General features: G+C 39.0%; 4 protein-coding genes and 1 pseudogene. 2 read left to right on the top strand and 3 right to left on the bottom strand.

Translation table 11 applies throughout. From position 1 onward, the window contains the following. Window positions 1-106: 106 nt before the first annotated feature. Window positions 107-499 carry a hypothetical protein gene (locus IQ229_RS22250; RefSeq protein ID WP_194047467.1) on the bottom strand — a complete coding sequence of 131 codons (393 nt, stop codon included), beginning with the start codon at window positions 497-499 and terminating at the stop codon, window positions 107-109. 514 nt (window positions 500-1,013) lie between these two features. Here IQ229_RS22250 and IQ229_RS22245 point away from each other — a divergent pair. Next, window positions 1,014-1,430 carry a KTSC domain-containing protein gene (locus tag IQ229_RS22245; protein ID WP_194047465.1) on the top strand — a complete coding sequence of 139 codons (417 nt, stop codon included), beginning with the start codon at window positions 1,014-1,016 and terminating at the stop codon, window positions 1,428-1,430. Between the two features lie 8 nt (window positions 1,431-1,438). Here the strand turns inward: IQ229_RS22245 and IQ229_RS22240 are convergent. Beyond that, a pseudogene (locus tag IQ229_RS22240) lies at window positions 1,439-1,654 on the bottom strand (ATP-binding protein); the annotation flags it as partial. 193 nt (window positions 1,655-1,847) lie between these two features. Here IQ229_RS22240 and IQ229_RS22235 point away from each other — a divergent pair. Beyond that, window positions 1,848-2,333, top strand: a complete 486-nt coding sequence (locus IQ229_RS22235) for a molybdenum cofactor biosynthesis protein MoaE (RefSeq protein ID WP_194047461.1) — start codon at window positions 1,848-1,850, stop codon at window positions 2,331-2,333. 199 nt (window positions 2,334-2,532) lie between these two features. Here IQ229_RS22235 and IQ229_RS22230 read toward each other — a convergent pair whose 3' ends face one another. Next, window positions 2,533-2,769, bottom strand: a complete 237-nt coding sequence (locus tag IQ229_RS22230) for a VOC family protein (RefSeq protein ID WP_228013653.1) — start codon at window positions 2,767-2,769, stop codon at window positions 2,533-2,535. Window positions 2,770-2,843 lie beyond the last annotated feature (74 nt).

Here is a 2,843-nt window from a genome sequence, read left to right as displayed (position 1 = left end):
CTGCGATCGCTATGTACTAAAGGCTTTTATTTATCTTTAGTAACAAGCATACAAATATACCATACTGAAAAACTTAGCTTTCTTAAAAGATATAAGAAAAACCAAATTAATCAGCAGCTGCATAATCTGGCAATACGTTGAGTTCTAAATTAACAGCACTTAGATAATTTTGATCGTTTAAAACTTGTGATGGTAATTTATGTGCATTTACAGCAGCTTTAACCAAATCTTTCGCAGCAATATTTCTATTTAGAGTTTTAAGTACTAGCGCTTCTCCGCTAGGAATACCATGTTGTTGCAGACCTCCTTGATAAGCATAAGTGACTAGATTTAAAGGCTGGAGGTAATTGGCAGAAGTCGAGTTAGTGGATAAATTGTTAGAGTTAAAAACTATTGTTTCGCTGTTGTTGGTAGTAGCTGTTTGAGCGCCAGCAATTCCGGGTACAAGAGTAATAGAAGCAAAAATAAGTGCAGAATTTATTAAGGTGGCAAGTTTCATAAGTTATACTTAGGTAAAATGCGATTGGTGTTCTTTAGTAATAGAATCCTCTTTATTATTAATCTCAGCTTCCTTCAGTCAGGTCATCTGATCGGTTGATCTATGACTCACCCAAAAGGGTGAGCTAATTGAGTGATACAAACAGCAATGGAGACTCAGTTGAGTCTAGACACAACAAAGATTGGTTGAAATTTTCAAGTACTTAACTGAGGCAAGTTGAACATTTATGCAATTTTTTAGTTCGCCTGTTGAGTTCCCCTCACAAAGCAGAGATTTCTGCGGCAGGTGACTCAAATACGCCCATTCACTCAAGCCTAATCAAGAGTATTTCCGAGGATGTCAGAGAAAAATACTGCGTATTGCTTTGCTAAAGCGTCTCTACACACCTAAAATTCTCTCTTAGGAGAAAAACTTGACACTTAAGTACTTTTTTAGTATAAATGTACTATAAGGCGCTTGATATTGCATAAAACTTTACCACTCCCGACTACGCTAATAGGAGAGTACAAAATAAATGAAGCTATCTAAGGTAGACTTGAGCAGTTTAGTAGCGATCGCTCACTCTGATGGATATTTGCAGTTGTTGCTCGACCGAGGCAACGAACTAGAGTTTTTGGAAATTCCGGCACCGATACAAGCTTATGAAGGATTGCAAGAACTGAACGAAGCGATTGCCGAAACGACTGCATTACCCTTTGAAGAAGAACCAATTGTCATGCTACCAGTTGTCTCATCAATGGCTATGGCTGTAGGCTACGATCGCAATGAACATATTTTGCAAGTTGAGTTTCAAAGTGGAGCTGTTTATCAGTACTTAGGCGTAGACGAGAATACTTGGGAAGATTTACATTCCTCAGACTCAATTGGCAGCTTTTTCAATCAAGAGATTAAAGGCAGATATGACTGCGATCGTCTAGATAATACAGATTAATGACTCATACTTGATACAGTGATAAAACCATCATGTTCTTTAATAATTGCCATTACTGTTGATAGCCCCATTCCTGAACCTTTACCCAATTCTTTTGTGGTAAAAAATGGTTCAAATATTTTATCTAATATTTCTTTGCTAATTCCAAACCCTGTATGAGCAACTGTCATGACAATATAAGCACCAACTCTAGCGCCTATACGCATACTTGCATAAATTTCATCATTGCTAACAGATAAAATTACTTTGACTATGGGAAAATAATTTTAACCCTTGATTGCTGTCCTGCTCGGCAACAAAATTTATCAACTTCAAAAATCCTTTTTTGCCCACAAGCATTAACTAAAGCCACTAAACGTAGACTAGTAATGCTTTCTTCAGAGACAATAGAAAAACCCATATAATATCAGCGCAGTTATGACAACCACACTTACCTCTGCTGTTAAACCAAGAGCCGAAGATAGTTTTGCCATTACCTTTGCACCGTTATCTCTGGAAGAAATCTACGCTAAATCTGACGATCCAGCCAATGGTGCTGTGGTTGTGATGAGTGGTATGGTTCGCAATCAAACCGATGGTAAACCTGTGATTGCTCTAGAGTATCAAGCTTATGAACCGATGGCGTTGCGGATATTTTATCAAATTGCTGCTGATATTCGCTTATCTATGTCTGATGTGAATCGAGTCGCGATTTATCATCGCGTTGGACGTTTGCGAGTTGGGGAAATCAGCGTTTTAGTAGCTGTGGGTTCTCCTCATCGGAGTGAGGCGTTTGAAGCTTGCCAATATGCTATTGATACGCTCAAACACAATGCCCCTATATGGAAGAAAGAACATTGGCAAGATGGTTCTAGCACCTGGGTGAGTATTGGTGCGTGTGAAACATCAGGAGAAAATTGTTGATTTGAAAAAGAATTCAGAAATCAGAATTCAGAAGTCAGATTGACAAAATCTTGACAAGCATAAGTAAAATGCTATGCTCTTTTTCCAAATGTATTGAACTCATCGACACCACTCGCCAGAACCTTGAAAACCGTCATAACTTCTCTACGAGACGCTGCGCGAACGTTGACTGGTGTCGATTGTTTCCACAGGAAGGGTTTCAGGCGACAAAATCGATTGTTTGTCGCTGTCCAAAAGTACTCTTAGCGAACTCTGCAATCTCTATACGATTCCCACCGGGATCTCGGAGGAAAAACCGCACGCATCCTGGAAGTGGTCGTTGATCGGGAATAATTTCTATCCCATGCTCTTTTAGGTGTTCTTCAAAAGCGTTCAAGTTATCGACTTGGAAACAAAAATGCCGTCTAGATGCTTGGTTATGGGGTATGAGTAGCATTCGCGCAGAAAACCGGGTTAAGAGATATTACATGAGTAATACAAGCATTTTTAGAAGCTTAAACCCTCATTTTA

This window comes from Nostoc cf. edaphicum LEGE 07299, assembly GCF_015207245.1.
Taxonomy (GTDB): domain Bacteria; phylum Cyanobacteriota; class Cyanobacteriia; order Cyanobacteriales; family Nostocaceae; genus Nostoc; species Nostoc edaphicum_B.
The sequence above is the reverse complement of the archived record's forward strand: the minus strand, read 5'-3'. Positions and strand labels throughout refer to the sequence as shown.